The organism is Enterococcus sp. JM9B, assembly GCF_009933265.1.
GTDB classification, from domain to species: Bacteria; Bacillota; Bacilli; order Lactobacillales; family Enterococcaceae; genus Enterococcus_C; species Enterococcus_C songbeiensis.
The window spans coordinates 40,068-63,736 of record NZ_MAEK01000032.1 but is presented as its reverse complement, the minus strand read 5'-3'; the positions used below and the strand labels follow the sequence as shown (position 1 = coordinate 63,736).

26 protein-coding genes are annotated in these 23,669 nt (G+C 39.6%); 6 read left to right on the top strand and 20 right to left on the bottom strand.

What is annotated here, in order from left to right:
- Positions 1 to 40: 40 nt before the first annotated feature.
- From BAU16_RS10700 to BAU16_RS10675, 6 genes are all read right to left on the bottom strand, one after another.
- Complete coding sequence (locus tag BAU16_RS10700; protein ID WP_048605203.1) at positions 41 to 427, bottom strand: RidA family protein; 387 nt, start codon at positions 425 to 427, stop codon at positions 41 to 43.
- Positions 405 to 857: a Fur family transcriptional regulator gene (locus BAU16_RS10695; RefSeq protein ID WP_048605202.1), complete on the bottom strand. Its 453-nt coding sequence runs from the start codon at positions 855 to 857 to the stop codon at positions 405 to 407. The genes BAU16_RS10700 and BAU16_RS10695 overlap by 23 nt, the downstream gene beginning before the upstream one ends.
- A 149-nt stretch (positions 858 to 1,006) precedes the next feature.
- A complete protein-coding gene (gene cysK, locus BAU16_RS10690) occupies positions 1,007 to 1,939 on the bottom strand; it encodes a cysteine synthase A (protein WP_161527046.1) in 933 nt (310 codons plus the stop codon).
- 104 nt (positions 1,940 to 2,043) lie between these two features.
- Entirely contained in the window at positions 2,044 to 2,904 is an 861-nt protein-coding gene (locus BAU16_RS10685) for a glucosaminidase domain-containing protein (RefSeq protein WP_048605200.1), read from the bottom strand.
- A 215-nt stretch (positions 2,905 to 3,119) separates the two neighbouring features.
- Positions 3,120 to 5,114, bottom strand: a complete 1,995-nt coding sequence (tkt, locus tag BAU16_RS10680; protein WP_161527045.1) for a transketolase — start codon at positions 5,112 to 5,114, stop codon at positions 3,120 to 3,122.
- A gap of 81 nt (positions 5,115 to 5,195) precedes the next feature.
- Positions 5,196 to 5,438 (bottom strand): DUF896 family protein, encoded by a 243-nt coding sequence (locus tag BAU16_RS10675; protein ID WP_048605198.1) that lies wholly within the window; start codon positions 5,436 to 5,438, stop codon positions 5,196 to 5,198.
- Positions 5,439 to 5,566: 128 nt separating this feature from the next.
- Between BAU16_RS10675 and lexA the strand changes: the two genes are divergently transcribed.
- Both lexA and BAU16_RS10665 read left to right on the top strand, forming a co-directional pair.
- On the top strand, positions 5,567 to 6,196 hold the full coding sequence (gene lexA / locus BAU16_RS10670) for a transcriptional repressor LexA (RefSeq protein ID WP_137605171.1): 630 nt from the start codon (positions 5,567 to 5,569) through the stop codon (positions 6,194 to 6,196).
- Positions 6,197 to 6,317: 121 nt separating this feature from the next.
- The gene (locus BAU16_RS10665) at positions 6,318 to 6,533 is read left to right on the top strand and encodes a hypothetical protein (protein ID WP_048605196.1); all 216 of its coding nucleotides are present in this window, start codon (positions 6,318 to 6,320) and stop codon (positions 6,531 to 6,533) included.
- Positions 6,534 to 6,607: 74 nt separating this feature from the next.
- Here the strand turns inward: BAU16_RS10665 and BAU16_RS10660 are convergent, their stop codons facing one another.
- From BAU16_RS10660 to BAU16_RS10620, 9 genes are all read right to left on the bottom strand, one after another.
- The gene (locus tag BAU16_RS10660) at positions 6,608 to 7,120 is read right to left on the bottom strand and encodes an adenine phosphoribosyltransferase (protein ID WP_048605195.1); all 513 of its coding nucleotides are present in this window, start codon (positions 7,118 to 7,120) and stop codon (positions 6,608 to 6,610) included.
- A 12-nt stretch (positions 7,121 to 7,132) separates the two neighbouring features.
- A complete protein-coding gene (recJ, locus tag BAU16_RS10655) occupies positions 7,133 to 9,433 on the bottom strand; it encodes a single-stranded-DNA-specific exonuclease RecJ (protein WP_161527044.1) in 2,301 nt (766 codons plus the stop codon).
- A 224-nt stretch (positions 9,434 to 9,657) separates the two neighbouring features.
- Positions 9,658 to 10,023, bottom strand: coding sequence for a LapA family protein (locus BAU16_RS10650; protein ID WP_161527043.1), 366 nt, complete (start codon positions 10,021 to 10,023; stop codon positions 9,658 to 9,660).
- Between the two features lie 9 nt (positions 10,024 to 10,032).
- Positions 10,033 to 10,818 carry an SDR family NAD(P)-dependent oxidoreductase gene (locus BAU16_RS10645; protein WP_137605169.1) on the bottom strand — a complete coding sequence of 262 codons (786 nt, stop codon included), beginning with the start codon at positions 10,816 to 10,818 and terminating at the stop codon, positions 10,033 to 10,035.
- Between the two features lie 15 nt (positions 10,819 to 10,833).
- Positions 10,834 to 11,766 (bottom strand): ribonuclease Z, encoded by a 933-nt coding sequence (gene rnz / locus BAU16_RS10640; RefSeq protein ID WP_161527042.1) that lies wholly within the window; start codon positions 11,764 to 11,766, stop codon positions 10,834 to 10,836.
- Between the two features lie 74 nt (positions 11,767 to 11,840).
- On the bottom strand, positions 11,841 to 12,440 hold the full coding sequence (locus BAU16_RS10635) for a DUF1269 domain-containing protein (protein WP_048605190.1): 600 nt from the start codon (positions 12,438 to 12,440) through the stop codon (positions 11,841 to 11,843).
- Positions 12,441 to 12,585: 145 nt separating this feature from the next.
- A complete protein-coding gene (gene obgE / locus BAU16_RS10630; RefSeq protein WP_161527041.1) occupies positions 12,586 to 13,899 on the bottom strand; it encodes a GTPase ObgE in 1,314 nt (437 codons plus the stop codon).
- 165 nt (positions 13,900 to 14,064) lie between these two features.
- Positions 14,065 to 15,405, bottom strand: a complete 1,341-nt coding sequence (locus BAU16_RS10625) for a DUF4179 domain-containing protein (protein WP_161527040.1) — start codon at positions 15,403 to 15,405, stop codon at positions 14,065 to 14,067.
- Positions 15,398 to 15,928: a sigma-70 family RNA polymerase sigma factor gene (locus tag BAU16_RS10620; protein WP_237579239.1), complete on the bottom strand. Its 531-nt coding sequence runs from the start codon at positions 15,926 to 15,928 to the stop codon at positions 15,398 to 15,400. Before BAU16_RS10620 ends, BAU16_RS10625 begins: the two co-directional genes overlap by 8 nt.
- 206 nt (positions 15,929 to 16,134) lie before the next feature.
- Here BAU16_RS10620 and gap point away from each other — a divergent pair, with 206 nt between their 5' ends.
- A complete protein-coding gene (gap, locus tag BAU16_RS10615; protein WP_048605187.1) occupies positions 16,135 to 17,145 on the top strand; it encodes a type I glyceraldehyde-3-phosphate dehydrogenase in 1,011 nt (336 codons plus the stop codon).
- A gap of 64 nt (positions 17,146 to 17,209) precedes the next feature.
- Here gap and BAU16_RS10610 read toward each other — a convergent pair whose 3' ends face one another.
- Complete coding sequence (locus tag BAU16_RS10610; protein WP_161527038.1) at positions 17,210 to 18,301, bottom strand: DUF871 domain-containing protein; 1,092 nt, start codon at positions 18,299 to 18,301, stop codon at positions 17,210 to 17,212.
- 168 nt (positions 18,302 to 18,469) lie between these two features.
- Between BAU16_RS10610 and BAU16_RS10605 the strand changes: the two genes are divergently transcribed.
- On the top strand, positions 18,470 to 19,210 hold the full coding sequence (locus BAU16_RS10605; protein ID WP_161527037.1) for a peptidylprolyl isomerase: 741 nt from the start codon (positions 18,470 to 18,472) through the stop codon (positions 19,208 to 19,210).
- Between the two features lie 57 nt (positions 19,211 to 19,267).
- Here the strand turns inward: BAU16_RS10605 and fabZ are convergent, their stop codons facing one another.
- Positions 19,268 to 19,708, bottom strand: a complete 441-nt coding sequence (gene fabZ / locus BAU16_RS10600) for a 3-hydroxyacyl-ACP dehydratase FabZ (protein ID WP_048605184.1) — start codon at positions 19,706 to 19,708, stop codon at positions 19,268 to 19,270.
- A 417-nt stretch (positions 19,709 to 20,125) separates the two neighbouring features.
- Between fabZ and fabI the strand changes: the two genes are divergently transcribed.
- Together fabI and BAU16_RS10590 are read left to right on the top strand one after the other, a co-directional pair.
- Positions 20,126 to 20,881, top strand: a complete 756-nt coding sequence (gene fabI, locus BAU16_RS10595) for an enoyl-ACP reductase FabI (protein ID WP_161527036.1) — start codon at positions 20,126 to 20,128, stop codon at positions 20,879 to 20,881.
- Positions 20,882 to 20,986: 105 nt separating this feature from the next.
- On the top strand, positions 20,987 to 21,901 hold the full coding sequence (locus BAU16_RS10590) for a mechanosensitive ion channel family protein (RefSeq protein ID WP_137605163.1): 915 nt from the start codon (positions 20,987 to 20,989) through the stop codon (positions 21,899 to 21,901).
- A gap of 76 nt (positions 21,902 to 21,977) precedes the next feature.
- On the opposite strand, the gene BAU16_RS10585 is transcribed toward BAU16_RS10590, so the two are convergent.
- From BAU16_RS10585 to BAU16_RS10575, 3 genes are all read right to left on the bottom strand, one after another.
- Positions 21,978 to 22,475: an NUDIX hydrolase gene (locus BAU16_RS10585; protein WP_137605162.1), complete on the bottom strand. Its 498-nt coding sequence runs from the start codon at positions 22,473 to 22,475 to the stop codon at positions 21,978 to 21,980.
- A 70-nt stretch (positions 22,476 to 22,545) separates the two neighbouring features.
- The gene (cbpB, locus tag BAU16_RS10580) at positions 22,546 to 23,043 is read right to left on the bottom strand and encodes a cyclic-di-AMP-binding protein CbpB (protein ID WP_137605161.1); all 498 of its coding nucleotides are present in this window, start codon (positions 23,041 to 23,043) and stop codon (positions 22,546 to 22,548) included.
- 112 nt (positions 23,044 to 23,155) lie between these two features.
- On the bottom strand, positions 23,156 to 23,668 hold the full coding sequence (locus BAU16_RS10575) for a metallophosphoesterase (protein ID WP_137605160.1): 513 nt from the start codon (positions 23,666 to 23,668) through the stop codon (positions 23,156 to 23,158).
- Position 23,669: the final 1 nt, after the last annotated feature.

Here is a 23,669-nt window from a genome sequence, read left to right as displayed (position 1 = left end):
GGCAGCAACCCTGCTTTTTAAAGCATCCCTATTTTCAGATTTATCGTTGAGGAACAGCCGCGATAACTTCTACCTCAACTAAAGCATCTTTTGGTAATCGTGCAACTTCGATTGCTGAACGGGCCGGAAAATCACCTGCAGAAAAGGCTTTTCCATAGACTTCATTAAAAGGGACGAAATCCTCCATGTTTTTCAAAAAACACGTGGTCTTGACCACATCTTTTTCTGCTATCCCAGCTGCTTCTAAGATTCCATGAATGTTTTTAAAAACCTGTGCAGCCTGCTCTTGAATCGTCGTTCCAACAATTTCTCCCGTTTGTGGATCTAAAGGAATTTGACCAGAAGCAAATAAAAAACCATTGACGATTTTCCCTTGAACGTAGGGTCCGATCGCAGCGGGGGCATTAGGTGTTTGAATTATTTTCATCACGTTTCTCCTTACATTCTGGGCATAGTCCATAAACTTCCAACCGATGCTCATTGATTTCAAAACCTGTCAACTGACTAGACGCCATTTCAACATCCTCAAGTCCCGGATAATAAAAATCAACGATCTTGCCGCAATTTTGACAAATCGCATGATAATGCGGCTTTGATGAAAAATCAAAACGGCTAGAGGCATCCCCATATTTCATTTCCTGAACAAAACCGATATCGGTAAACAAGCGTAAATTATTATAGACTGTTGCGACACTCATATTAGGAAAATCGGCAGCAATTGCTTGATAAATTTCATCGGCTGTAGGATGGGAATGATGTTTTACCAGATAGTGTAAAACGGCATACCGTTGAGGAGTGATCCGCACATTATCTTTTTTTAATTGTTCAACAGCTTGTTCAAGCACTGAACTTTCCATCTGTGCTCCTCCTATTCCTTCCATTTAGTATTCTCATCATACTATTTTCAAGCTAAAATTTCTAGCTTCTACACAAAAAAAGACAGCCGGAAAAACAAAATTTATCTTTGCTTTTTGCTGTCTTCAATAAATTTGTTGTTCACCTTTTCTTATTTCTCATCAAATTGATAAAGAGCGGTAGACAAATAACGTTCTCCATTGTCCGGAACGATTGCTAACACGCGTTTGCCTGCACCTAATTCTTTGGCAACCTTCAATGCTGCATTGATTGCTGCGCCAGAAGAAATTCCAACCAGAATTCCTTCCTTGGTTCCCATTTCTCGTGCAGTTGCCATTGCATCATCACTGGTGACTGCAAGAACTTTATCATATACGCTGGTATCCAATGTGTCCGGTACAAATCCAGTTCCGATTCCTTGGATTTTATGAGGACCAGGACTACCTCCTTCTAAAATCGCAGATTCTGCCGGTTCAACACCGTAGATATGGATTTGCGGATAGACACGTTTCAATTCACGTCCAGCCCCAGTAATCGTGCCCCCAGTTCCAATTCCCGCAACAAAAGCGTCTAATCCTTGCACACCAAAAGCTTCTTGGATTTCTTTCCCAGTTGTTTTTTCGTGGATATCTGGATTTGCGGGGTTTTCAAACTGCAAAGGGAGGAAATAGCCATGTTCTTTTACTAATTCTTTAGCCGTTTCAATCGATTTCTTTATCCCCTCTGCACCAGGTGTTAAGACCAATTCTGCTCCATACGCCTGCATTAATTTACGACGTTCAATACTCATTGTATCCGGCATAACAATAACCACACGATACCCTTTTGCCGCGCCAACCATCGATAAACCGATGCCCGTATTCCCTGAAGTTGGTTCAATAATTGTGTCCCCAGGATGAAGTTTGCCTTCTGATTCTGCCTTTTCAATCATGCTTAATGCAATCCGATCCTTCACACTACTACCAGGATTAAAAAATTCCAGTTTTACATAAACATCTGCTGCACCTTCTGGAACCAAATTATTCAACTTCACGATAGGTGTGTGTCCAATCAACTCGGTAATAGATTGATGTACTTTCAACATAGAAATTCCTCCTTATTTAACTAATTTAATCATAACCAATGTCTTGCGTTCTTGCGAATATTTTGCATTAAAAAAAGCCAAGTTCAAAACTCGGCTTTCCCTCTTTAAACAGATAATTGTTGTCCAACCATAATAACATCACTGGTTAATCCATTCATCGACATCAATTGATCGACCGTTAACCCGTAAGATGAAGCAATATCCCACAATGTATCCCCAGAAGCCACCGTATAGGTTCCAGTACTTGTAGAAGCTGAAGCCGTTGTTGTTTGTGCGGTCTCTGTCGTTTGTGTTTCCGTCGTCGCCGATGGTGCTCCATTAGATGGCGTATCAAAACGCGTCAAATTATAGGCTTGAATCAACCAATTTAATTTTTGATTGTAGCCGGGATCTGTTGCATAACGACCAGTAAGATACGCAGTCGCATCCATATAGCTGGAAGTATTACTTTTCCATGTTCCTGAATAATGGGCAGTACCGGTTGAAAAGCTCGTGCTGCGCAATACATTTGCATGGTCTTGGAAAGATTCCCAATATGAGTTGTATTGACGGAAAGGCTCGTTCATCGTTACCCATTGTCCATTTAGATATTCTTGCGTGGGCAGATAAACCGACTGTCCATTGTAAGAACCTTTGACCCCAAATAAATTATAGTAAGGAGCACTTCCTAACATGGAGGTTCCATTACCGCTTTCTAATAAAGCCTGTGCAATCATCACTGAAGCATAAAGATCATTGGCACTTGCTACTTCTGCTGCTGACCAGCCGATTTGCTCAATAAACGTATTCACATCATTTGTTGTTTGATATTCGGCAGCACTAGCGGTTGCAGGATTCAAAGCTAGGACGCTGGGGGTTACCAACAAGCCCGTTCCAACAACTGTCGCAATCGATTTTTTATTTATTTTGAATGTTATGGCGGTTTTCGCCTGGTGTCGTTGACTTCTTGTTTGATACTGATTCATAGAACAACCTCCGTAAGTCTTTAAAAAAACTTTCCCATTTCTTAACTTTTTCATTATACGACTTTTCCGATAAAACGACAAACAAAATAATTGCTGTAATATTTATTTAATAAAACTAACCTCATCGAAATAATTTTAAGAAATAAAAGAAAAAACTTTTAAAAACACGATAAAAAAACTCCGGGAAACCGGAGTTTTTCGTAGATATTTTGGCTCTATAATGAATTGTAGGTAGCAACCACATTATCCGTAGTGAAACCAAATTCAGTCAAAATCTTGTTCCCTGGAGCGGATGCACCAAAATGATCAATAGCGATGATTTTCCCATCAAAGCCAACATATTTTTCCCAGCCAAATGGTGCAGCTGCTTCAATCGCTACCCGATTCGTTACTGCTTTTGGTAAGACGGATTCTTTGTAGCTGTCTGTTTGTGCGTCAAACAATTCAAAACTTGGCAAAGAAACAACAGAAACATCTTTTCCTTGTTTTGCCAATTCTTCTTGTGCCGCAACTGCTAAAGCAACTTCAGAACCAGTTGCGATTAGAATTCCTTCAGGCTTTTCACCCTTTTGAGGAGACAACACGTAACCGCCTTTTGCGACATTCTCATCTGCTGCTTTTGCTGTTCCTGGTAAGACTGGCAGATTTTGTCGGCTTAAAACAAGAATCGTTGGTACGTCAGTTGAGGTCATCGCAATTTTCCATGCTGCACGAGTTTCGTTCCCATCTGCTGGACGAATAACTTGCACATTAGGCATGCAACGAACGCTGGCTAATTGTTCGATTGGTTCGTGAGTTGGTCCATCTTCTCCTACTGCAACTGAATCATGTGTCAAAACGTAAGTTACCGGTACTTTTTGCAAAGCTGCTAAACGGATTGCAGGACGCAGATAATCTGTAAATACGAAGAAGGTTCCTCCATAAACCCGCGTGCCCCCATGTAATTGAATCCCATTCATGGCTGATGCCATTGCAAATTCACGAACGCCAAACCAAATATTGCGGCCTTCATATTGTCCTGGTTCAAAATCTTTTTCCGCTGCAACCATTGTATTGTTGGAAGCAGATAGATCTGCGGAACCGCCCCATAAACTTGGTACAGCTTGGGAAAGGGCTTGAATCATTTCTTTGCTTGATACACGACTCGCTTGACTTGTTCCTTCTTCATAAACAGGCAATCCTTCTGCCCAGTTTTCAGGAAGCTCACCAGAAAAGGCTTGTTTAAATTGTGCAGCTAATTCTGGATACGCTTTTTCATATGCAGCAAATTGTTGGTTCCACTCTGCTTCTGCTTTTGCACCACGCACTTCAATCGTTTCTTTGAAGCGATCAGCTGCTTCTTCAGGAACAGTGAAATCTGGGTATTCCCAACCATAAACCGCCTTAGCAGCCTTGATGCCGTCTTCGCCGATTGGTGCGCCATGTACAGAAGAAGTTCCTTCTTTTGGTGCACCATAACCAATCACCGTTTTAACTTCAATCAATGTTGGTTTATCTGTTTCTGCTTTTGCTTCTTCGATAGCTTTAGAAATCGCTTCTAAATCATTGCCGTCTTTCACTAAAAGATGTTGCCAACCATAGGCTTCAAATCGTTGGCCAACATTTTCAGTGAATGCTTTTGACGTAGGACCATCAAGAGAAATATCATTCGAATCGTATAAAACGATTAATTTCCCTAATTTCATGTGTCCAGCCATGGAGCTTGCTTCTTGAGAAACACCTTCCATCAAGTCTCCATCTCCACAAAGAGCAAAAGTGTAATGGTCCATGATAGCAAATTTATCACGATTATAGGTCGCAGCTAAATGAGCTTCCGCCATTGCCATACCAACTGACATAGCAATTCCTTGACCTAAAGGCCCTGTTGTTGCTTCCACACCATCTGTATGGTTGACTTCTGGATGTCCGGGTGTTTTACTGTCCCATTGACGGAATCCCTTCAAATCATCAATCGTTACGTTGTAGCCTGCACAATGGAGTAAGCTATAGAGCAATGCAGAACCATGCCCTGCTGACAATACAAAACGATCCCGGTCTACCCAATTTCTAGATGTTTTTGGATTAATTTTTAAATGTTTGGTCCAAAGAGCGTACGCCATTGGTGCTGCTCCCATCGGTAACCCCGGATGTCCAGAATTCGCTTTTTGGACGGCTTCAATACTCAACGTCCGCAGGGTATTGACTCCTAACTCATCAACTTTATCAAACAATTTTATTTCCTCCTATTTAGGTTTTTTTTACCTTTATTGATACTCTCATTGTAAAGGATTACACATCAAATTGCAATTCCTTTATGAACGATCATGCAGACCATTCTTTTTTTGAATTTCTTTTAATTTTTCCGGTGTAACATCATTACCTTCGGGATCGATTACTTTCATCCCCTCAATATGATGCCGCATACCCGAACGAAATGACTCTAAATATTCTTCTCTTAAAAGAATTTGTTCCTTCTCTTCTTCAGCTGTCAGCACACCTGTTTTCTTTTTTCGTGCCAACACATTGATACGCGCTAATTTTTCTTTAGACAGCACTGGATTACCTCCTTTTTTACTCTCTTATCTTATAAAAAATCAGTCAAAAACACAACCACAATAAAAGCGAACGTTTGTTTGATTTATTGGTATGGCTATGGTACACTAAATTTAGAAAATGAAAGAGGGTGCATGATGTGGCGAAACGCACAGAAAGTCGACAAATCGAAGTGTTAAAATTCATTCATGCCCGTGTAACTGAAAAAGGCTATCCCCCAACCGTTCGCGAAATTGGCGAAGCTGTCAACCTGTCCTCGACCTCAACAGTGCACGGACATTTATCTAGATTAGAAAAAAAAGGGTTGATTCTGCGAGACCCAACAAAACCTCGGGCAATTGAGCTTACTCCCTTAGGTTTAGAAAAAATCGGCGTTCAGCCTGATACTATTCCCCTTTTAGGCGTTGTTACCGCCGGTGAACCAATTTTAGCGGTAGAAGAAGCTTCAGACTTTTTTCCACTGCCACCTAATCTTGCCAATGATTCCGGCAGCTTGTTCATGCTGACAATTCGCGGTGAAAGTATGATGAATATCGGCATACTTGATGGTGACCAGGTAATTGTACGCAAACAAGCCATTGCAAACAATGGAGACGTCGTAATCGCTATGACAGATGAAAACGAAGCGACCTGTAAACGATTCTTCAAAGAAAAAGACCACATTCGTCTTCAACCGGAAAATGATTTTATGGAACCAATCATTTTGCCAAATGTAACAATTTTAGGCTTAGTCGTCGGCTTGTACCGTTCTCTAATATAATCACTGAAGAAATCTTCAAGGTAATTATGAAGATTTCTATTTTTTTCTTTACAAACCGAACAAACATTCGTATAATAAAGACACAAACATTTGTTCGTATTATTAAACGAGGTGAGAGAAAATGAAAGGTATTCGAAATATTGCTTTGATTATCTTAGGTTTACTGATGGGATTTGTTGCTAACAATTTTGGGATTGAAATGACACTGTTAGTTTTTGCCCCTTTGTTCTTATTATGGTTCACCTTCTGGGATGATAAAAAATTCCGTCAATCTGAACGTCAACGCCACTACCACTATTCTACACACAATAATTCTGAATTTTATCATTATGAATAAATCTGTTTCAGCACACTCGATTAGGTGTGCTGATTTCAAAAAAAGGCGAGAATCCGCAAAGATTCTCGTCTTTTTTAATATTCCATTAAGGTCAACATATCGTACCCAGTGATTTTATCTCGTCCGTGAAGCTCCATCAATTCGATCAAAAAGGCACAGCCAACAACAACGCCGCCTAATTTTTCTACTAAATCAATTGTTGCTTTGATTGTTCCGCCGGTCGCCAACAAATCATCACAAATCAATACCCGTTGCCCTGGCAGAATGGCATCTTCATGAAGAGTCAGTGTATCCGTACCATATTCAAGATCATAAGACACTTCAATCGTCTTACGAGGCAGCTTGCCTTTTTTGCGGACTGGAGCAAATCCAACACCCAATTCGTATGCTACCGGACAGCCAACGATAAATCCGCGTGCTTCTGGACCTACCACCATGTCGATTCTTTTTTCTTTTGCATAGTCCACGATTTGTTTTGTCGCTTCCCGATATGCATCCCCATTTGCCATTAAGGGAGAAATATCCCGAAAGATAATTCCTTTTGATGGGTAATCAGGGATACTTGCAATATAATCTTTTAAATCCATTCGCGTTTCCTCCTACGCTGTCAGCCAAGCCTTCAATGTTGTTAAATCACTCAGCAGCAGAAATTCTTCTGTTTTTATTTTTTTCAATCGTTTCTGATACACCTTGCTTATCGCAAGATCTTTTTTCTCTGGGGTCATCGTTTTTTTCAAAACGCCGTCGTTTATTGTAACAAATTCTAAATCAAAAAACACCTGAATCATGAAAATTAATAATTTTTCGGGGATTTTTAAATAATCTGCTACTGCCGGCAACTTATAACGTACATCTACTTGTTCCTGTGTATTGATAAATTTAAAAAGTCGAGCATATTGTTCTCGCGTTCCAATACCGTCAAGATAGGCTTCATCTTGAGCGGAACAGATAAAGAGAACGCGTTTGATTTCACTAAGCTGTATGATTTCTTTGATAGTGTCCGCATCGGTCGGACAATCAATGATGACTAACTGTTGATATTCGATACCACGAATTTTGAGCTGAAAATCTGTTAGCTCTGTGAAATGATATTTTTCTCCACTGAGATAAGAATTTAATGGTTCGGGAATTTTTTTACCAAAATGGATACATAATGATTTTGTGGTATCACTTAGTTGATGCTGTGTTTTTTTCGCCCGGTAATCAAATAATTGCAACCCGTTACTGGCAAAATCTTCTAACATCAACTGAGGCTTGCGGTTGCCGTTCCATTGATTGATCGACAACTGCCCTACAGCATCGAATGTTTCTTGAAACTCTTGAATTTGTTTTCCAAAACCGAAACCGATAACATCTAAACCCGGCTGTTCATCAAAGGTCAACGTCATTTTCAGATGATCACCGGCTGTCCCAATTGCTTTTTTATTTTGAGCGTGTACATCTTGAAATAAAAATCGCGGAATGGGGTTATCTGTTCCAAAAGGTGCCAAGCGATTCAAGGTATCGATAAATTTGAGAGAGACATCAGCTAATGTCAGTCGATCATCAATTATCAGAGAACTTCCCTTCGAAAGATCAATTTCTTTTTGCCGAATGTATTGATTGATTTTTTCTTGCAAAGGAGCAAGGTTCTCCGATGCCAAAGTCAAACCGACAGCGGCGTGGTGACCGCCAAAATTAACAAACATTTCCCGCATGCCATCCAGCATCTGAAATAAATTCAAGGCATCACTGCTGCGACCTGATCCTTTGGCTTGTCCATTCTCTTTGATGGTTAGAATAATTGTTGGTCGTCCGGTTTTTTTAAGTATTTTCCCTGCGACAATTCCTAATACCCCTTCATGCCAACCAGAATGGGCAATTACATGGACCTCGTTTTGAGAATCAACCAACTGTAACGCTTCTTGCGTAATAGTTTCTACAAGTCCTTTTCGTTGTTCGTTAATGTCGTCAAGATTTTTTGCGAGCTGCTTAGCTTCATCCTCATCAAAGGTCGAAAGCAGTTGTACTGCCGGATTGGCATCTCCTAAACGACCAATCGCATTTAATCGGGGACCAATTGAAAAACCAACCGTGGTTTCAGTTATTTCTGAAGATTTTACTCCACTGACTGTCAACAATTCTCGTAAACCAAGCCGCTCGGACTCTTTCATTGCTTGTAAACCTAAAGAAACCAACGCACGATTTTCATCTGTCAAGGATACCATGTCAGCAATCGTTCCAATTGCTGCTAAATCCAAAAATTCCAGTGGTACTTCATCCAGTAATGCCGTTGCAACTTTAAAGGCCACTCCAACACCGGCTAAATCTTTGAAAGGATACGCACCATTAGGATGACGTGGATGAATGATTGCAAAAGCGTTTGGCAGTTCTTGTGGCAATTCGTGATGGTCTGTGACAATTACATCTACATTTTGCGAATTGGCATAAGCAATCGCCTCATGTCCAGAAACCCCGTTATCAACTGTAACAATCAGCTGCACACCGGCGTCAATCTGTTGCTGATACACTGCTAAATTTGGACCATAGCCATCTGTAAAGCGATTCGGCAAATAGTAGGCTACATCAGCGCCTAAGAGCTCCAATGTTTCCTTCATAATCGTTGTACTAGTGATGCCATCCGCATCATAGTCCCCATAAACTAAAATTCGTTCCCCGTTGACAATTGCATCTTGAATCCGTTCTACAGCCTTCTCCATTTCATAAAGTAAAAAAGGATCATAAAGGTCCTGAATAGATGGCTGTAAAAATCCTGCTAATTTTTCGGGGGTCTGAATTCCTCGATTCCACAATATATCACCAATCAAGGGACTTAAATCATACTTATCTAATTCTTCTTTAAACGCTGTCGAAACCTCTTGCTCAACAGGCAAATTCCATTGATAGTTTGAGTTTCTCACGTAATCACTCCCAACCAAATAATTATAGCAAAGCTTTTCTTAAATGAAAAGAAGACAGATATTTTTTCCTTCTTTATAATAAATTGAATACTCAAAAAAGAGGCTGAAAACAAAAAAACGAACAATAGCGAATTCTTCGCTCCAATCCGTACTCGTCCTAAAAGTCCGACGTTTTGGAACTTCTTCTATCTATTGTTCGAATTATTTTCTTATAATCTGTTTGTTTATTCCTCAGGCTCATCAATCGCTTTTTCAGGAACTGCTTCTGTAGCATCCATTTGCTGATTTTGCCAGATTCGCTTTTCTTTTGCTACTTCTGCCTGTACTTTTTCTTGAAAATTTTCTTGGTAATCCGTTAATTGTTTGCTTAATTCTTTGATGGTTTTTCGTTGTTGCCATAGCGTACTGGTGGAAGTAAGAAAAAGAATTATCGCACCTAAAATCGTCGAACCAAGAATCACCAAAATTAACGGTGCCTCGATTTTTCCAAAGCCAAAATTAATTGCCACCGGCATTGTATTAAATACGGCAAACAAAACAACGATCAAAACCAAAACAAAGCCTAAAATTGCCCGCCATTGATTTTTCATCTATTTCCCTCACTTTTGGTTAAAAATCCCGCCTGCTAAATAATCACCAATGGTCGGGAACAACGTATAAAATCGAGCTGCCACTTCCATGATGCGAGGCCGATTGATTTCTCGTACTGGTCTTTCCATGCTACGGACAATTGTTGCCGCTAATTTTTGAGGATCTAAAACAAAGGCATCGACCGTCGCAAGATAATCCCCTGAAGGATCTGCTTTGTCAAAAAATTCAGTTCGAATTGGTCCAGGATTAACAGTTGTTACATGAATATTAGAAGGTTTCAACTCCAGACGCAAAGCGTTAGAGAATCCCAACACTGCATATTTCGTTGCTGAATAAACCGCGGATTTGGGCGTTGCCATTTTTCCAGCCATCGAGGCGATATTGATAATATGCCCCTTCTTTTCTTTCAACATTTCTAAAAGGATCTTTTGTGTCAAAAACATCATCCCTAACACATTGACTTCGAACATATTTCTCGCCTGTTCTAGATCAAAATCGGCAAAGTTATCAAAAAAACCAAAGCCAGCGTTATTAACCAAGACATCTACTGTTCCGATTTCAGCAACTTTTTCTAAAAAGCTCTCGATACTTTCAGGATTGCTGACATCAAGCTGAAAAGCATAGGCGGGTTTCCCGCTTAATTCGCTACAGTTGTCTTTGACTTTACCAATCAAATTGATTCGACGGGCGCAAGTGATTACAATAGCGCCTTTTCTTGCTGCTTCATAACAAATTTGTTCTCCTAGTCCGGCAGAGCTGCCGGTAACTAAAACGATTTTATCTTCTAAATCCATTGTATCGCTCCTTCCTTATTTCTCACAAAAAGGAATTTCAATCACATCAAAATCCTTCACAATTTTTGTATTCGGAAAAATTTCCTGTGCTTCAGCTTCTAAGCCCAACACATCTTTGCCTAAATAACGCGCACTGATATGGGTCAACAACAACAGCTTGACTTGTGCATTCTTTGCTACTTCCGCTGCTTGATGCGTTGTAGAATGAAAATAAGCCTTTGCCATCTGTGCTTCATTTTTATTAAAGGTGCTTTCGTGAACCAGCACATCTGCATTTTGTGCAAGTGCCACTGCATTTTGCGTTTTTCGGGTATCTCCTAAAATCGTTACGATTCGCCCTTTTTTCGCAGTTCCAACGAAATCCTTGCCACTGATTTTTCGTCCATCAGGTAAAGTCACTGTCATGCCTTTTTTTAATTGTCCATAAATTGGTCCTGGTGCAATTCCTAGCTCTTGCAACGCAGCAACCTGCAATTCACCATCATGGTCAGCTTCAACGATTCGAAAACCATAGCTGGTAATTCCATGCTCTAATTTGTGGCAATAGACCTGAAATTGCTGGTCTTTGAAAAGTAGACCTTCATTTTCAATCTCAATATATTTTATTGGGTAGCTCAAACGAGTTTGGGAAGTTTTCAACGCAGTTTGGATAAAATTTTTAACACCTTTAGGGCCATAAATTTCAAGGGCTTCATTGCCCCCTTGAAATGAACGGCTACTGATCAGTCCTGGCAATCCAAAGATATGATCCCCATGAAGATGGGTGATAAAAATTTTTTCGATTTTTCTTGGGCGAATATTCGTCCGCAAAATTTGCATTTGCGTTCCTTCACCACAGTCAAAAAGCCAAACGGCATTCCGTTCGTCTAAAAGTTTAAAAGCAATACTGCTGACATTTCGATGCTTTGCCGGAACACCGGCGCCAGTTCCTAAAAATTCTAGTTCCATTTTTTTCCATCTTTCTACTAATTCACTTGATGTTTAGGTGAATATTCTCACCACTAGGGACTAGTATATCATTTTCAGTTCTCTTTTTCTTGCTTTTTATTTGAGTTGATTTCGGCTGTAGCTGAATTTTCTTCATGCTTTGACTGCCAATCTTTCTTGGCATTTTCCTGCGTATTTTTTTCAACTTCCCGGGCTTTTCTGACCTCTTCTTCCACATCTTCTAATTCCAAGCGCGTGATGCCACCGCCTAATTCGTTAATGATCACCTGATTGATGGGACGATTGTCTTCTTCGTCTGCAATCAAAATCAACCCTGTTTGTCCTTCGCTGATTTGATTGATAACAAATTCAAAAACATTTTGGGCATCTTTGATTTCTTTAGCATCTTGAGTGGCCCCAATCATACTCCCTCCAAACCAGCCAAGAAGAACGCCCAACGGTCCGCCAAGAATCCCCACCAACATGCCGATCAGGCCGCCTTTGGAAGTTTTATTGCTACCTGTAAAATCTAGAAAATCATCGATAGAAAATTTATGATCCCCTACCGAATGAGTGACAACAGCCATTTGTTCCCCTTTGACAGCTCCTTGAGCCGCCAATTTCTTAATTTCAGAAAATGCTTGATAAGCTTGGGATGTTACTTCAAAGTTCATAACAATTACTCTTTTTGTCATATTCTCAGTCCTCCGTTATTTTATTCTCTTAAATTTTACCAGTAATTTGCAAGAATGGGAAAAGAAAGCACTTAAAAAACCAGTTCATGATTGCTCATAAACTGGTTTTCGCTATTTTAACTCGTCCACTCTTTTTGCAAATTTCTTATTCAACAAATTCAAATTCAAAATTACCAATCCGAACAATATCGCCATCTTTTGCTCCACGGGCACGTAAGGCTTCATCCACACCTAATCCTCGCAATTGGCGGGCAAAGCGCATCACCGTCTCATCATGGTCGAAATTCGTCATCTGGAATAGTTTTTCGATTTTCTCACCAGAAAGCGTCCATGAAGCATCAGGTTCACGATCGATTTCAAATTCAGGACCTTCTGCAGTAAAATCATAATGTACTGCATCTTCTTCCAGTTCTTCTTCATAAAGAGGAAACTCTGGCGTTACTTCTAATAAATCAGCCGTAGCATTTAGTAAAGCATCGATTCCTTTGCGGGTCACACTGGAGATTGGAAAAATGGGCAGATCGTCTGCATATTCATCGGTTTTTTCTTTTGCAATCTGTTCCTTAAACTTCTTCAGGTTTTCTTCAGATTCCGGCATATCCATTTTATTTGCCACGATAATTTGCGGACGTTCCATCAAACGCAAATTATGTGAAGCTAATTCTTTGTTGATTGCCAGATAGTCTTCGTAGGGATCTCGACCTTCCATGCCACTCATATCGATTACATGCAAAATAACACGTGTCCGTTCGATGTGCCGCAAAAATTGAGTCCCTAATCCTACGCCTTGAGACGCTCCTTCAATCAATCCTGGTAAATCAGCTACGGCATAACTCCGTCCATCAGAAGAAGTTACCATACCAAGGTTTGGCACCAAGGTAGTAAAATGATAGGCACCGATTTTAGGACGGGCAGATGAAATAACTGATAATAAGGTAGATTTTCCAACAGAAGGGAATCCAACCAAACCAACATCCGCCAAAACTTTTAACTCTAATTCAAGTTTTCGTTCTTGTCCGGGTTCACCATTTTCTGCTAATTCAGGTGCAGGATTTTTGGGTGAAGCAAACCGGGTATTTCCTCGGCCGCCTCGACCACCTTTTGCGATGACTAATGTCTGACCCTCATCAACCAAATCACCCAGTAATGCACCAGTTTCAGCATCACGAACTGTTGTACCAGGTGGCACCTTAACAAAGGTATCTTCTGCTCCTCTACCGTGCATTCCTTTACTCATACCGTTTTCGCCAGATAATGCTTTAAAATGACGATTGTAACGAAAATCCATCAACGTCCGTAAGCCTTCGTCAACGACTAAAATAATATCGCCGCCGTGCCCGCCATCCCCACCGGCCGGTCCGCCGTCTGGAACATATTTCTCTCTTCTAAATGCCACCATGCCGTCACCGCCTTTTCCGGCTTTTACGTCAATGGTCACTTGATCTAAAAACATGGACATTTTCTTGTCCTCCTCACTTCAATTCCTATTTATTATAGCGGAAAACAACCGCTATCGTCTACTTATTGTTTTTCAGAAACAATTTCGCATGCGCCGATTCAATGTACCATAGAATCAACGAATTGACTAGGAAAGTTGGAAGAACTTTAGGAAGTTTTTCTCTTTTTATTGATAAAAAATGACAGATGCTTTTACTGTCTGAGTTTCTGTGATTCCTTCATCAAACTTCACGCTAAAATATAATTCATTCAAGGCGGCAGTGGTTAGTTGCTCTTTCTCAGTTAAATCAAACGTATTTTGATAGATTCCTTTTTCCCCATCAATCACTTTCACCTGACTACTTGTTTGACTAGCATTATCAGATGCATCAGTATTATTATCCGAAATAGCATGATAGTCTTTCGTTGAGATACGTAGACAATACCCAAGGTTATGGACAAACGCTGATTTTTTTGGTGCATGTTTTACTTGATAGGTAATGACTGCCTTGCCATTTTCTACTTTGCTGTTGAGCAACTGGAAGCTCAAAGGATCAAAGGAAGACGTTAAGAGTGTTTGTTTATCTTCCAGGGAGATTAATTTTGAGTACTCATTTTGTTCATATACAGCTTCAAATGTATACTTGGTATTCTTTTTCGGAAGTTCCTTTAACTGTAAACGTTGATTTCCATTATCAAGGAGTTGGCTGTTTTTAGAAAATAAAAGATCATTTCCCTCCTCATCGAGGATTTTCATTCCTTCAATCGTCGCATCAGTTTTTGACTGATTGATTTGAACATCCAATGTGCTGATTTTTTCAGACGGGTTAAGTGAAACAAGTTGATACTTGAGTCCATCAACCCCAAAATCGAGCGTTTTATCTACGTCAATTTTTTCCCCTTTTGATTGTTTCAGAGGAATAGAGAAAGTCCACGGCCCTTTAACACCATTAATGGTTGTAATCTCTAATAAAAATGTGGAAGCATCGGGAATTTGCTCTGAGGACAATCTTTGATGGATTTGAAACTTATACCCATTCTTTATTTCTTCAAACGCTGTTCCTTCACTTACTGCTATTTTTTGTTCGGCGATTTCCAAAGAAAGTTCATTTTCCTTATTTAAATTGGGAATATCTCCCGTAACGGTTCCAGTAAATGAGAGAATATCCCCCTCATAATACGCATCATTCACTGTGACGTTTATGCCATTTTTTGTTTCAGTCAGATTTAAGGCCTGTGTTTTCCCCTCCTCTAGCATCATCTCACCAAGAGAATCTCCATTTCGCGCATAAAAATGACCAATCCACGGAAGTTGAGCGAACGCGCGTCCAATAGTGGGGTTGATGAAACCACTGGCAAAAAAGAGTGCGAATGCTGCAATTAAGCCAATTGATAAGCGGATTTGACCGCGTTTCCTCTTACTATAAAATGGACTTCGTTTTGTTCCACTATGAATCGCATCGATTATTTTTTGACGTGGTACTGGAATTTGTTCGACCATTTCTTTTATTATCTTTTTTTCATTCATAATAATTTCCTCCTAAAAACTGTTGAAGTTGTTGACGACCACGAGCCAGATAGGTTTTCACGGTTCCTTCTGGTATTTTTAATAAGCGGCTGATCTCTTTAATAGAAAAATCCTGATAATAAAATAATTGCAACACTTCTCGATAATTTTGATTGATTTTTTTCATTGCTTTCGTAAGATCCATGCTTGTTTCGGAAGAACCACTGAAATCTTCAATGGGTACCACAACCTCTTCAAGCGGTATTTGCTGAGTATTTCCACGTTTGGTCAAAATTTTCCCGGAAGTGCGAATCAGAATTCTGGTAAACCATGTATAAAAATATTCGGGTTGTACCAACTTGCGTATAGTTCGCATTCCCTGGAAAGTCGCTTCCTGAACGGCATCCAGAGCATCTTCTTGTGAGTGTAGATAAAGAAATGCTGTTCGATAAATATAGTCATATTCTTGAATCAACAATTCCTCGTAAGCAGTTTTGTTTCCTTTAACCGCTAACTTTGCTAATTCTAATTGTTTTTCTGTCATTTTCGGCACTGCATTATCCCTCCTTTACACCCCATTAGTGTCCAATAGCCGTTGAAAAGTTTCAATTATTTTTTGCTTTCTTTTTTCTCACAAAAGACGAATTCTTTGACAAAAAAGCTGGTTGCAGTCATGATATTAATAGAATAAAGCCTTTTCAAAATGGAAGGTTTTATAAAAAATAAATCATGCACCAGGGAGGAAATTTTATGACAGTAAAAGTTGGTATTAACGGTTTCGGACGAATTGGACGTCTTGCCTTTCGTCGAATCAAAGAAGTTTCAGATGATATTGAAGTTGTTGCAATCAATGATTTAACAAGTCCAGTGATGTTAGCTCAGCTCCTACAGTTTGATTCAACTCACGGAACCTATCCAGGAACTGTTACGGCAACAGATAATTCGATTGTGGTCGATGGTGAAGAAACCCGTGTCTATGCCGAACCTGATGCAAGTAAGATCCCTTGGGCAAAAGATAATGGCGTCGATATCGTATTGGAATGTACTGGTTTCTATACATCGAAAGAAAAAGCACAGGCCCATTTAGATGCCGGCGTAAAACGCGTGGTTATTTCAGCTCCTGCCGGACAAATGAAGACGATCGTTTACAATGTCAACGATGATACCTTGACCTCAGATGATACCATTATCTCAGCAGGTTCTTGTACCACAAACTGTCTAGCACCAATGGCTTATTTCTTAAATAATGAATTTGGTATTGAAGTTGGAACAATGACAACGGTTCATGCTTATACATCAACCCAAATGTTGTTGGATGGTCCTGTTCGTGGAGGAAATTTACGGGCGGCACGTTCAGCTGCGGATAATACCATTCCTCATTCTACTGGTGCAGCTAAAGCAATTGGTTTAGTTATTCCAGAATTGAACGGAAAACTGCAAGGACATGCACAACGGGTTCCTGTTGTTGATGGTTCCTTGACGGAGCTCGTTTCAATTTTGAAAACTAAGGTGACTGCAGAGGAAGTAAACGAAGCAATCAAGAAACATACGGTGGACAATCCTTCCTTTGGTTACGATGATCGTCAAATCGTTTCTACTGATGTTATTGGAACGACAGAAGGTTCAATCTTTGATCCAACTCAAACAGAAGTAACTTCAGCCGGAGATTTCCAATTGGTCAAAACGGTTGCTTGGTACGACAATGAATATGGCTTCACTTGCCAAATGATTCGTTTGTTGGAAAAATTTGCTAATCTTTAATTTTTAATCCAAGTATCGACAAAAAACTCGCTTGCAGTCGGATCTGACTTGCAAGCGAGTTTTTTTATTTGTTTTCAATCAGTTTAAAGTTAGACCAAGGTTTAATGAAATTCAGCAAGAATAATTCGTCATCAGCAATTCGTCCGACAACGTTTACGCGACCGTCATTTTTCATGTCCTTCAACGCAATTTGTGTTTCCCCTTTGTATTGACCAAATTCTACATTATCAATCAACACATCGCCACGAGTCATATCTTTTGTGTTATGAGGCGGAAATTCTTTGTCTTTGTAATATACCCGAGTCATTGTTGAACGTAGGATATATTCGGAACGATCCCCACGGTAGCTGTGTAGGTTGTCGAACAAACAAATCCGTTCATTTTCTAAAATATCTTCTGCCACATCGACTTTCAATGTTGGGTATGGTGAAGTGAAGGCTTCTGCCATCGCTTGTAATTCTCGTTCTGACGCGTAGGCATTTCCAATCGTGATATCATCGATCAAGCCGGTCAGCATTAAATGTTTTACTTGAGTTGCGATTTCTAGTTCGCGATGGTCTTCCAAGGAACAAAGGCCGTCTTGTGTTGGCCATGGTCCAAAGGTTGCGTCATGAGAGTTGACAAACGCCATGGTGTTCAAATTATATTTACGGAATTTTTCTGAGCAATAAACAAAATGATCATAGCTCAAGCCAGAATAACGATGAGGATAAAAATTATGTGAACCCAGTAAATGATCCGTATTTGGTGAGTAGCTCATAATGTTATCTACATAATTTGTTCCGCTACTCATATTGATCTCGATTTTGATGCCATAAGGATTTCGAGTCATCCGAGCTTCTTCTGCTCCAGTAAACCCAACGTCCAATCGTACCCCGTCAGCACCGAGATCTTTAAAGAAGGATAAATCGTCATAGGAAATATCTAATTGTTCAAACAAAGCTGGATTAATATCCACCATGACTTCCATATCCAAGCTGTTTGCGTAATCAACTACACGTTTGAATTCAGCTAATACTTTTTCTTTGTCGTCTTTGATTTGCAAAAGACTGGTAAATACCCGTTTAAATCCATATTTATGCGCTAGCTCTAAATATGCTTTGTCCTTTTCAAACGTTGAACGTTCTGGATAAATCGAAATACCTAATTTTCCCATTGTGTTTCCTCCTAGTATTTACTGCTTTTTTTGAATGCACTTTCATTATATCATTCTGCTTTAATTTGGTCTACACCTTTCCTTTTACTGATTTTTTTTAGAAAGACTAGTCAGTCTTTTAGATATTTGTTATCCTTATCTAGAATACAAATGAGAAAGGAAAAACAAATGAAAACAAAAAAATGGCTTATTTTTGGTTCGATCGTAGCAACTTTTTTCTTAGGCGCCTGCGGCAATCAACAAACAACAAGCAGTAGTTCAGAACAAACAACGGAATCCTCCGTTGACTTAAGTAAAGTAGAACTTCCACAACTAAGTACAGAAGTGGCAGAAAATGAAGATTTGATTGAAATGGTCACGACTGACGGTTCAATCAAAATCAAACTTTTTCCAGAACAAGCACCAAAAGCCGTTGAAAATTTTGTAACTCATGCCAAAGATGGTTACTATGATGGATTGACTTTCCACCGAGTGGTTGAAGATTTTATGATTCAAGGCGGTGATCCAAAAGGCGACGGTTCTGGTGGCGAAAGTATTTGGGGCGAAGGATTCGGGCCTGAGATTTCCAACCAGTTATACAATATTCGTGGCGCTCTATCCATGGCACAGTCAAGCCAACCTAACAGCATCGGAAGTCAATTTTTTATTGTCCAAAACCATGACGATATGTCCGGTAATTTAGCAAAACAATTTACGCCGGAGAAAATTATCGAAACATATAAAGAAGGCGGTGCACCAAGTCTAGACGGTCAATACACCGTGTTTGGTCAAGTCATCGAAGGAATGGACGTCGTTGATAAAATTGCCAAAGCTGAAACTACCGGCGAAGCAAATAGTCAGGGAGAAGATTCCACTCCAAAAAAACCGGTTAAAATCGAATCCATCAAAATTCTGCAAGAAGCAAAATAAATTTTCAACAGATGCAAAAAAGAACTTTTCGCCGGTAAAAAAGCGAAAAGTTCTTTTTTATTTCTGATCACCGACAATAAATGTAAACTCACATTCAGCAGCCTTTTCTCCTTCTACTGTTGCTATTGCCTGTGCTGTGCCAACGCTTCCTTTGATTTTCGTAATTTCAAACATTAATTTCAGAACATCCCCCGGTGTCACTTTTCGTCGGAATTTTGCTTTGTTGATTCCACCGATGTAAGCCGTTCTGCCTAGAAATTCTTCCGTTTTTAAAATAAGAATGGACCCTGCCTGCGCCAATGTTTCTAAAATCAAGGCACCTGGCATCACAGGATTTCCAGGAAAATGACCTTGGAAAAAATCTTCATTCATCGTAACATTTTTCGTTGCAATGATTTTTTTTCCAGGCTCCAGTTCGTCCACATAGTCAATATAAAAAATCGGATAGCGATTCGGAATCAATTCCATTACTTCAACTTCTGTTAAGGCTTTTTTCATTGGTCGTCTCCTTACAATTTTAAAGTTAATTACTTTGATAATCAAAGTAACATATTCAAATAAATATGGCAAATTAGTATTTAATTAGAAAAAATTAGTTTGACAATCAAAACATATTAGCTAATAATAAAGCAAGGTTAAAAACCAGAGAGTCATTTTAAACAATACTATCCGTCGTGAAGTTTACTAAAGATAGGAATAAGGATGCCAGTTCCACTTTCTCCAAGACGTCTAGTGGAATGGTATGCGGCATGAATATCTGACTAAACTTTCTGTTCAGAAAATTTAATACAAACATGAATAAGGATGCCAGTTCCACTTTCTCCAAGACGTTTAGTGGAATGGTATGCGGTATGAAAATCTGACTAAATTTTCTATTCAGAAAATTTAATACAAACATGAATAAGGAGTGGAAACATGAGTTTTTTAAGTGGAAAAAAAATTGTCGTAATGGGTGTGGCAAATAAACGCAGCATCGCCTGGGGTTGTGCCCAAGCACTTCGCCAACAAGGAGCTGAAGTAATCTATACGTATCAAAATGAACGGATGAAAAAACCGTTACAAAAACTGATTGATGCCAACGATTTTGTTGTGGAATGTGATGTTGCCAGTGATGAAAGTATCCAACAGGCATTTGAAACAATCAAAGAGTATGCGGGAGAAATTCATGGTGTGGTCCATGCAGTAGCTTATGCCAACAAAGATGATTTGTCTGGAGAAGTGACAGCAATTTCTCGCGAAGGCTATCAGTTGGCACAAGATATCAGTGCCTATTCTCTGATTGCGGTCACCCGCTATGCCCAACCGATTTTGGCAGAAAACAGCGGTATTGTCACCCTTTCCTATCTTGGTGCACAGCGAGCTGTGCCAAATTACAACATGATGGGAATTGCTAAAGCAGCGTTAGAAGCCTCTGTTCGCTATTTAGCCGCAGAATTATCTCCTAAAGGAATTCGCGTCAACGGAGTTTCCGCCGGTGCTATCAAGACTTTGGCCGTGACTGGTGTGAAAGATTATCAAAAACTAATCCAATTATCAGAGGATCGTACACCAGATCATGTGGGTGTTACCATTGAAGAAGTTGGCAATGCTTGTGCCTTTTTAATCAGCCCACTGTCCAGTGGAATTATCGGTGAAGTGATTTTTGTCGATAAAGGGGTCCACCTTTCTTAATTTTTAATTGCTAGAAATTCCTAAAGTCTGCCTTTTCAAGGTAGGCTTTTTTTGCGAAAATTGTTACAATAGACCTAACTTTGTATGCTAGGGAGAGATTTTTTTATGTTTTTAGCTGTTGCTGAAACAACGGATTCAACAGGTTCAAAATTAACCGAACCTGCTGCAGAACAACTTAATGCACTGCAACGCTGGTGGAACAATATTGATTGGGAAGCAATCGTTGGTATTTTGATCCAAAAAGGATTGACACTACTTCTATTATTGATTCTTTTTGGGCTGCTGTTTCGGCTAGGTGATTTTTTAGTCGACCGCAGTTACCATTCCTATAAAAAACGAAACAATATGAACGAAAGTCGGGTCCACACGTTACATACTTTGATCCAAAACGTCGTACACTACACACTGGGCTTCTTTTTTATCTACTCTTTGCTATCGACGATCGGTATCCCAGTCGGCTCCTTGTTAGCCGGTGCCGGGATTGCTGGTTTGGCAATTGGTCTTGGTGCACAGGGATTTATGAATGATATCATCACCGGTTTTTTCATTATCATGGAACAACAAATTGATGTTGGTGATTACATTCGATTGGCAAATCTTTCCATTGAAGGAACCGTGACTTCGGTAGGAATTCGAACATTACAGATGAAATCGTTAGACGGAACTGTTCACTTTGTTCCCAACCGTAATATTACCACCATTAGTAATACTTCCCGCGCCAATATGCAGGTAGTTGTTGATGTCCGTATTTTGCCTAGTGAAGGCATTGCTCAGATTCGTGGTATTATTGAGACAACCAACCAAAAAATACGAGAAGCACATGAAGGTGACATTCAAACTCCACCAACAATTTTCGGACTGGTTGATTTGGGTAACAGTAATTATGCGATACGTACAACGATGTACGTATTAAACGGTAAGCAAGCTTCTATCAAGGAAGACTTTTTGGCGGCTTCAGTAGACGCTTTGACTGAGGCTGGTTTTACGATTCCCAATGATCCAATAGCTGGTTTGGCGTAAAAAAACTTCTGTATAAAATGGAAAATCTGAAGAATAACCTTTTTGATAGGTATCCTTCAGATTTTTTATTTATAATTTAAAATTGTGGTTTTTCTTGTACTTGCCATTTATCTAGATAAATTTCTGAAAAAGGATTTTTCTTTTTTAAACAATACTCTTTTGCTAACCACACAATTGGTGAAGCATTTTCGTTGGTAATCAAGGACAAAGGAACCCACGCAGCTCCCAAGGAATCCTGTCCCATAAAATCAGTAACTTCCTGTTGAACATCACCAATATATTCTGAAACTTGATAAAACACACAGATATGCCGGTTCATGGTTGCATTTTGATAGTGCCAAGGCAAAATAATACTGCTTGTTCCTAATTGCTGCCACTTCGTCGCTATTATTCCAGTTTCTTCTTTTATTTCTCGTTGCAGCGTTGCTGATAAACTTTCCCCTGTTTCTAAACTTCCTCCCGGTAAATCATACCGATTCGTATAGGGTCCGCCTTTCTTCTTAATTAAAAGAAGTCTGTTTTTTTCAAAAATTACGCCATATACTCCGAATGCATCATGAAAAATCTTCTCCATATTCCCCCCGTTTACCTAGTTTTTTCCATATAAAAACGCTCAACTATTTAAACAGTTGAACGTTTTTCTCTCAAATAACCTTTAAGCCTTCTGATTCTTTGGCTACTTTCGGTACTAATTCATATCTGCGCTCGATTTCATGCGCCAAATGATTAACCGATTTTAAAATTTCTTTTCGCGTAATGATTCCCACAAAACGATTTTCATCATCCACCATCGGTAGAAAAGAATTATCTACCAACAAGTGCAAAATGTCTTCTAGTGGACTATCTTCCCTTATACAAGTCACATTTACTTCCATAACATCTGCTACTGTCATACCCGAGAGATTATCGGTATCGATTTTGGTCAAATCAATCATCTTACCCACGATATCATTCAAACCGATCAAGCCAACAAAGTGATCTTCTTTATCCAAAACGGGAATTTTTGAATAACCGACTTTTGACAAAACCAATAACGCATGGTCTAAAGGATTTGCATACATTAAGTTTGCGACATTATCTGCAGGGACTACAAACGTATCTTGTTTTTCCAGCAACAACTCTTTTACCGTTTGCCCTATCATCAAGTTGCCTCCATTTCTGCTTCTAGCTACCTCTTCATTGTACCTAAAAAAACAAAAGAAAGCAGATGAATCGCTTTCTTTTTATAAAAAATTAGACAATTTTTATTTACTTTCAACGAGCAAATTCAAACGCCAGCTCCTTGACTGGTTGATGACTTCGATCATAGTATTGAATTTGATACCCCTTTTCCTCACTGGTAATAATAGCATAGCTGTGAACCTGAATGGATCCTCGAGGTTGAGAAATGCTGCCGGGATTAAGATACAAGCGATGCTGTACCAACTCGCAGCCGATTTGATGTGTGTGCCCGAACAAAACGATGTTCGCATCTGCTTGCTGTGCTTCCAATGAAATCTGCGTCAAACCAAAACGAACATTAGATAAATGTCCATGGGTCATGTAAATGCGATCCAAGGGCGTTTGTACCAATTGGCGATCCAAAAATCCAGCATCAAAATCGCAATTCCCCCCAACTACAGTGTAGGTTTCAAACAGAGGGTCTGCACTGCTCAGCTCAGAATCCCCACAGTGAAAAAAATAATCGACAGAATCTTGATTTTTTTCTAAAATATCAACTAAAATCTCCCGATCACTATGACTATCACTCACGACTAAATACTTCACA